Genomic DNA, 6,826 nt, shown 5'->3' with positions numbered 1-6,826 from the left:
TTCTTTTGATTAGGGATACTCAAAAGTCTATCACAAATGGCTTTTTTGTTTTTCTAACTTAATTTTACAAACCGGGAGTGATAAAAAATTATCAAGATGATATAATTTAATATGAAAGAAGCATGTGAAACGTTTCACCACTCGTCAGAATAAGGTTTCACACGAGGAGGAAAAGATGGAAGCTAGTAAGAAGGCAATGTATTTAAAGGCCCTCCATAACGGGGTATCAGTCGCAACCGGGTGTACGGAACCCGTTGCGGTCGCTTTTGCCGTTGCCACTTGTGCAGGGCAGTTAGGTCACGAGGAACCCGCTAAAATTGACGTTCGTGTGTCGATGAATATTATGAAGAACGCAATTGCGGTGATCGTTCCGGGGACCGGGAAACCTGGCCTGCCCGTTGCGGCGGCCGTGGGCTACCTGTTCGGTGATCCTAGCAAGGGGATGAAGGTGATTCCGGAAATTCCGGCGGCCGGGGTCAAGCAGGTTGCTGACCTGGCCTGTTCTGGCAAGATTCACGTTTCCCTGGCGGACGTCAAGGATAAGCTTTACGTTCAGGTGAAGGTTACCACCGTCAGCGGCAATACTGTGGAGGTTTATATCGCAGCAGACCATACAAACATTTACTGCATCAAGAAAAATGGGACGGTGGTGTTTGAAAAGGACCGCCCCGCAGTTGATTCCCTGGCCGATTGGGAACTCTTCATGCAGCAGGGCCGGCTCCAGGAGATTTGGGACTTGGCAACAATGGCGCCCCTAGAAGAGCTGAAATTTATCAAACTTGCCCAGGTCGATAACATGGCCCTGGCAAAGGAGGGGCTGACGCATGACTACGGGATGCGGGTCGGTCGGGCGATGAATAACCCGCAGAGCCTGGGCTACGATAATTCCCTGTTGAACCGGCTGGTGTCATACACCGCTGCCGCTTCGGATGCGCGGATGGGTGGTGCCCAGCTGCCGGCAGTTACCAACTCCGGTTCCGGGAACCAGGGAATCACGGCCACTGTCCCGGTGTGTGTTGTGGCCAAAGCGCAACGGGCGTCTGACGAGCAGCTGATCCGGGCCCTGGCCCTATCCCACCTGACAGCGATCTACGTGCACTCGTTTTTGCCGATTCTGTCGGCTTACTGTGCAACCCATGCCGCTGCGATGGGCGCCGCCACGGGAATTGCCTACCTGTTGAGCGACGACATTGAGGTGGCCGGTCGGGCAATTAAGAACATGATTGGGGATGCCGCTGGGATGGTCTGTGATGGGGCCGGCTGTTCCTGTGCTATCAAGGTGGCAACCTCCGTCCAGACGATGTTTAAGGCGGTCAACTTGGCCCTTCAAGGGGTGACGATTCCGGGAACTAATGGCTTGGTAAGCAACTCCGTCGACGAAACAATCCGTGGCCTTGGTGAACTGACCCGGAGTGGCTTGGCAGCCTCGGACCCCGTTATCTTGAAAATTATGATGGGTAAGGAAGAATGTAAGTGACTATAGTCGGCATTTAGCCTTTAGATAGTTATAGATATTCCAATCACTAATAAGAATAGGATTATTGCGCACCTGGTTTGGCGAAAACCCGGTGTGCTTTTTAAATTGGTTAGCGAAGTAAGCTTGATCATTAAAGTGAAGTAGGGCCGCAATTTCTGAAACGTTCATGTTTGATGAAACGAGGAGGGTAATGGCGTAATTGATCTTTTCAAGAATCCGAAACTGGGTAAAACTAATTCCCCTCCACTTTTTAAACTGACTAGAAAAGTAGTTTGGTGAAATGTTGAGCTGTTTCGCTACCTCCGCAACCGTAATGTCCTCCTGGGGGTTTGTCGATACGAGACGGTAGGCCCGGACAATTGTTGGTGGCATACCGGTAGTAATATCGTGTTTAACTTCTTTGCTGAGGTCGGTTAAATTATCTTTAATGCATTTGATGACGGCATGAAATGACTTTTGCTCTTCTAAACGGTGAACGTAGTAATCGTTCAGACTGTAAGCAAGTTCGAAGTTCATCCCGCTTCTTAAGGCTACCCGGATGTTGGTTGAAACAACAATGATGCCAAAGTCAATGATATTGCGTAATTCACCCTTATTGCTCAAAATGCCAATTCGCCCGGAATGGTATAAGCGGGTTAAGGCCGTATGAATTTCCGCTTGGTCGCCACAAAGGATAGCGTTATTGATTTGCTTTTCAAAGGCGTAGTTAACATGGGCGCCATTGTTGTTCAGACGGATGAAACTGCTCTTCTTAAAGCTTGTGTTGGTATAAATGGGTCGCCGGTAACGAAGCTGCAGTTTTTTAGAATTGATGTATGCGCCTAACAGGTTAATGCATAGGGCAATAACCATAATGAAACGATCAGCCGAGAAATGCTTGAGGTGGGCACTGCTGACTAAGAAAGGCTGGGGTGTCTTATCTTGGTCATTGGTGCTGATAATAACAGGCCCAATTACGTAGTAGTAATTGTGATGTCTAATAATAGCGGTGATAATATTTTGTCCCTTAAGTTTGTAAAAAGTAACGAGTCGTCTTTGCCTGCTGGTGAGGGCGAATTTTTTTGCATTGAACGTTCCCGCCAGTAAGTTATCCCTATCTTTTTCAATAATCTGGCCGTTTCTGATGATACTGTAAGCAAAACTGGTTGTTCTGAGGTACTGACGTAATAGATTCATAAAAATCCCTCCGCTTACTTATATCCAAAAATTCGTAGGAAAATGCAAGATATCCCTGAATTGATTCTGCATAATTAAATACGTAAGCGCTTGCAGGTATTGTTACTATTTAATTTTACACAAAATGATTGGAGCTGTCATGAATGAAGATTTATGTTGATGCTAATGCGACATTTGACGGCAACGGTACTCAAGAACGACCTTTCAAGCTAATTAACGAGGCTGCCCAGGTTGCTGAACCTGGTGATGAAGTTCTCGTGTTCCCTGGTACTTACCGGGAAAATGTTAACCCAATTCACGCCGGAACAAAGGACGCTCGAATTGTTTACCGCAGTGTTGAACCTCTCAAGGCAACAATTACCGGGGCAGAAAAGGTAACTAACTGGGAAAAGTACAAGGACAATGTTTGGGTTGCTCGGATTAATAACAGTATTTTTGGGTCATACAACCCGTACACAACATTTGTTGTTGGTGACTGGTATTTTGGTCCGGTTGATAAGCATACCGGGGCTGTTTACATGAATAATATTCACTTCTATGAAACTACTTCGCTAGAAGATTGTATTAAAGGTGAAGTTTATGCACGTTCGTGGGACCCGGCAAATTCAGTTTATAAGTGGTACACCGAACAAGACAAGGACCGGAACGAGACGGTCATTTACGCTAACTTCCAAGGCAAGGATCCTAACCATGAAGACGTTGATATTAACGTACGTCGGGAATGCTTCTGGCCAAAGAAGACGGGTGTTAACTACATCACTTTTGCAGGCTTCACTGTTAACAAGGCGGCTACCACTTGGGCTCCACCGGCTGCCTTCCAAGATGGAATGATTGGCCCTCACTGGTCAAAGGGCTGGATTATTGAGGACTGTGATATTAGTTTGAGCCGGTGTGCAGGAATTTCCCTTGGTAAATATAAGGATCCTAACAATGACCACTACTTTACTTACAAACACATCAAGAGCCCGACACAAATGGAAAGGGAAGCCGTTTGTCGGGGACAATACGATGGTTGGCTAAAGGAAAAGATTGGTCACCACATCGTTCGGCGGTGTAACATTCACGATTGTGAACAGGACGGAATCGTTGGCCGGCAAGGGGGCGTCTTCAGTCTGATTGAAGACAACCATGTTCACCACATCAACAATATGCAAGAACTTGCCGGAGCCGAAATTGCCGGTATTAAGATGCATGCGGCAATTGATGTAATTTACCGGCGGAACCACTTTGACCACTGTACAATGGGTCTCTGGTGTGATTGGGAAGCTCAAGGAACCCGAATTACTCAAAACCTGTTTGACCACAACTATGCACCAGATGGTACTGCTCACCGCCTTAACGGGGCAATGGAAAGCCAGGATATCTGGGTTGAGGTTGGTCACGGGCCAACGCTGATTGATAATAACCTCCTACTTTCTAAAGACTCGTTGAAGATTCCTACCCAGGGCCTTGGGGTGGTTAACAACTTGATTCTTGGTTCATTTACCTATGTTGGCACCGGGACGGATTACCCAGGCAAGGGCCCTGATCGTCAACGGTACACGCCATACCACATTCCGCACCGGACTGAAGTAGCTGGCTTCTCAACCATTCTGCACGGGGATGATCGTTTCTACAACAACATCTTTGTTCAAAAGTGGGCTCCAGAAGCTAACCCTGAAGATAACGAAGAAGTTGGGACCTTTGTCTTTGATGACTACCCGACTTATGACGAGTGGTACGCACCGTTCAAACGCCTTGAAGGTACCTACGCTAAGGAAAATGATATGAATGATCTTCAGCCGTACCACCTGGGACACCTTCCAGTTTGGGCCGGTGGCAACGTTTACCTAAATGGTGCTAAGGCATGGAAGAAAGAAGTTAACAAGTTGGTTAACGATCATGACGAAGCCAAGGTTGAACTAGTTGAAAAAGACGGCAAGCCAGTAATTGAAACGAACGTCTACGACCTAATTGGTAATTACAAGACGAACATTATTAATTCAGATATCCTGGGCGAAGCATTTGAGCCAGAGCAACGATTTGAAACGCCTGAAGGTGACGATATCCAAATCAGTGAAGACTACTTTGGCAACCACCGTGGTATTTCGACTATCCCCGGACCGTTCGCGTCAAGCGATGCAGTTGGCAAGGCCCTCTGGAAAGAATAGGACCATTTGCTGAATACGGTTGAATGACGTGATTAAAAAGGGATGTGAAAAATATGGATAATTCGACCGAAAGAAAACCATGGCAAACACCAACTAACGAAGAGCAGAAGAAGTTTCCAGTAAGAACCTGTATTGGGATTGTTCTGGGCTACTTTCTTTGGGTTGGCCCTTACCTTGGATTAGTTGGGGTTACAGTTCCAAAACTGGTCCAAGACATTGATCCGGCAACGAAGCAAAACGTTATTGCAACAATGTCTGCGGTTGCAATGATCGTGGCAACAATTTCAAATATTATCTGGGGTGGCCTTTCTGACCGGACCCGCTCACGTTGGGGACGGCGGACGCCATGGATAATTGTTGGTTCAATTGGTTCATTCATTAGTATTATTGCCTGGAGTCATGCCAAGACAGCATTTGGTGTTGTTGTCGGTGACTCTGTATATGTCCTTTTCCAAAATATGATCGTAGCTCCACTGGTTGCAGTAATTGCCGACCGGACCTCTGAACAGTTCCGGGGCACGATGTCTGGGATGTATGCATTAGGAACCGCTGCTGCGCAAGGCTTAGGACCAGTAATTGGTTCCCATTTCTTGTACAATAACACAATGGGCTTTTACGTTATGGCCACGATGACCTTAGTATCTGGACCAATTGCGGCGCTGATTTTACACGAGCAGTCAACTAAGAATATGCCCGTTGAAAAGATTGATGGTTGGAAGGCCTTTTCTGCAAACTTCGTCTTCCCAACTCATAACGCCCGCAACTTCTATCTAGCCTTATTTGGTAAGTTTATGATTATTATTTCTCAATTTGCCATTTCGGGCTATACCTTATATATCTTTACCGACTACATTAAGCTCAGGGGTGGCGCAGTCCAGCAATATGTATCGCTGATTTCGATAATTTTAATGATTACCGCGGTTATTATGTCACTGATCTCCGGGCCATTGGCCGATAAGATGAAGGTTCGGAAATTACCTGTTATTACTGCTGGCCTGATCATTGCCTTAGGGGTATTTGTTCCACGTTTAACAACAAATACTTGGGGAATGTTGGCTTACGCAGTGATTGCCGGAATTGGATTTGGAATGTACAATTCCGTGGATCAGGCGTTGAACATTGACGTATTACCAAACGAGAAAACTGCTGCTAAAGACTTAGGTCTGTTGAACATGGCAAACAGTGCTGGGCAGATTTTTGGCCCAATTGTTGCCGCAACTGCAATTAACATGGGTGGTTATGGATATATCTTCCCTGCAGCCTGTGTTTCAGCTGTTTTAGGTTCAATTTTGATCTTCTTCATTAAAGGAATTAAGTAACTGCAATTATTAAATAACTAACTTACACATCACTTCACCGACTACCGACAATAGGTAGCCGGTGAAATTTTTTAAACAGCAAAAAAACGACCAGGAATAATTTACTAGTCGTTGAGTAGTAAAGGCTATATAAGGGGAGGGGGGGATCCCTTTATTTTGCCCACAGGAAGTTGATCAATGCCTGGTCAACCTGGTGGTTATTGTTGTGGAGCCGGCTGTGCTGGGCACTCTTACCGTGCAGTTCAAGCTCCTGGTAAGACTTCGCCCGGTTGGCAACCAGGTACTTCAACGATTTTGCCGAGTTAACGGGAACATCACCGTCGGAGTTAGAGCCGTTATCGAGGTTGCCGTAGATGTTTAACACCCGGGTATTGCGGGGGAAGTTCTGCCGGAGACCAAGGAGGGCCTTGAAGCAGGAGTCCTCCCGCGTCGGTTTACCCTCCTGGTTGACCGCACTTTCGGCCGTTGATTGCCCGACCAGGCCGTTATAGTGGCCAGCAATGGCAACCAGGTGGTTGATCTTCGGCAGGTGACCGGCATTGTCATTGATGTAGTTGGCAATCTCCAGGTTACCCATCGAGTGCCCCACAAAGTTAAATGCCGGGTAGTGCCCGCGTTTTTCTAAGGGGCAGATTGTAAAATTTAAGTTGAACATTTAAGTGGACAGAAAAACCCATCAAGGTCTTTAATGGTGTTACCTCAAC

The 6,826-nt window shown here is 46.6% G+C and carries 4 protein-coding genes and 1 pseudogene; 3 read left to right on the top strand and 2 right to left on the bottom strand.

What is annotated here, in order from left to right; translation table 11 throughout:
* Positions 1 to 175: 175 nt before the first annotated feature.
* Complete coding sequence (locus tag QOS01_RS10060; RefSeq protein ID WP_283622231.1) at positions 176 to 1,477, top strand: L-cysteine desulfidase family protein; 1,302 nt, start codon at positions 176 to 178, stop codon at positions 1,475 to 1,477.
* On the opposite strand, the gene QOS01_RS10055 is transcribed toward QOS01_RS10060, so the two are convergent.
* Positions 1,478 to 2,653 (bottom strand): AraC family transcriptional regulator, encoded by a 1,176-nt coding sequence (locus QOS01_RS10055; RefSeq protein WP_283622230.1) that lies wholly within the window; start codon positions 2,651 to 2,653, stop codon positions 1,478 to 1,480.
* A 143-nt stretch (positions 2,654 to 2,796) separates the two neighbouring features.
* On the opposite strand from QOS01_RS10055, the gene QOS01_RS10050 reads away from it, so the two are divergent.
* Complete coding sequence (locus tag QOS01_RS10050) at positions 2,797 to 4,803, top strand: right-handed parallel beta-helix repeat-containing protein (protein WP_283622229.1); 2,007 nt, start codon at positions 2,797 to 2,799, stop codon at positions 4,801 to 4,803.
* A gap of 53 nt (positions 4,804 to 4,856) precedes the next feature.
* Positions 4,857 to 6,122, top strand: a complete 1,266-nt coding sequence (locus QOS01_RS10045; protein WP_283622228.1) for an MFS transporter — start codon at positions 4,857 to 4,859, stop codon at positions 6,120 to 6,122.
* 151 nt (positions 6,123 to 6,273) lie between these two features.
* On the opposite strand, the pseudogene QOS01_RS10040 reads toward QOS01_RS10045, so the two are convergent.
* Positions 6,274 to 6,756: pseudogene (locus QOS01_RS10040) on the bottom strand (alpha/beta hydrolase); the annotation flags it as partial.
* Positions 6,757 to 6,826 lie beyond the last annotated feature (70 nt).

The sequence above is a fragment of the Limosilactobacillus avium genome, assembly GCF_947381485.1.
Taxonomy (GTDB): domain Bacteria; phylum Bacillota; class Bacilli; order Lactobacillales; family Lactobacillaceae; genus Limosilactobacillus; species Limosilactobacillus avium.
Note: the sequence above shows the minus strand (reverse complement) of the source record. Positions and strands in the feature narration are given on the sequence as shown.

Coding starts and splice junctions, on each gene's coding strand:
- QOS01_RS10050 (WP_283622229.1), top strand. CDS start 2,797: ATGAAGATTTATGTTGATGCTAATGCGACATTTGACGGCAACGGTACT.
- QOS01_RS10055 (WP_283622230.1), bottom strand. CDS start 2,653: ATGAATCTATTACGTCAGTACCTCAGAACAACCAGTTTTGCTTACAGT.
- QOS01_RS10060 (WP_283622231.1), top strand. CDS start 176: ATGGAAGCTAGTAAGAAGGCAATGTATTTAAAGGCCCTCCATAACGGG.
- QOS01_RS10045 (WP_283622228.1), top strand. CDS start 4,857: ATGGATAATTCGACCGAAAGAAAACCATGGCAAACACCAACTAACGAA.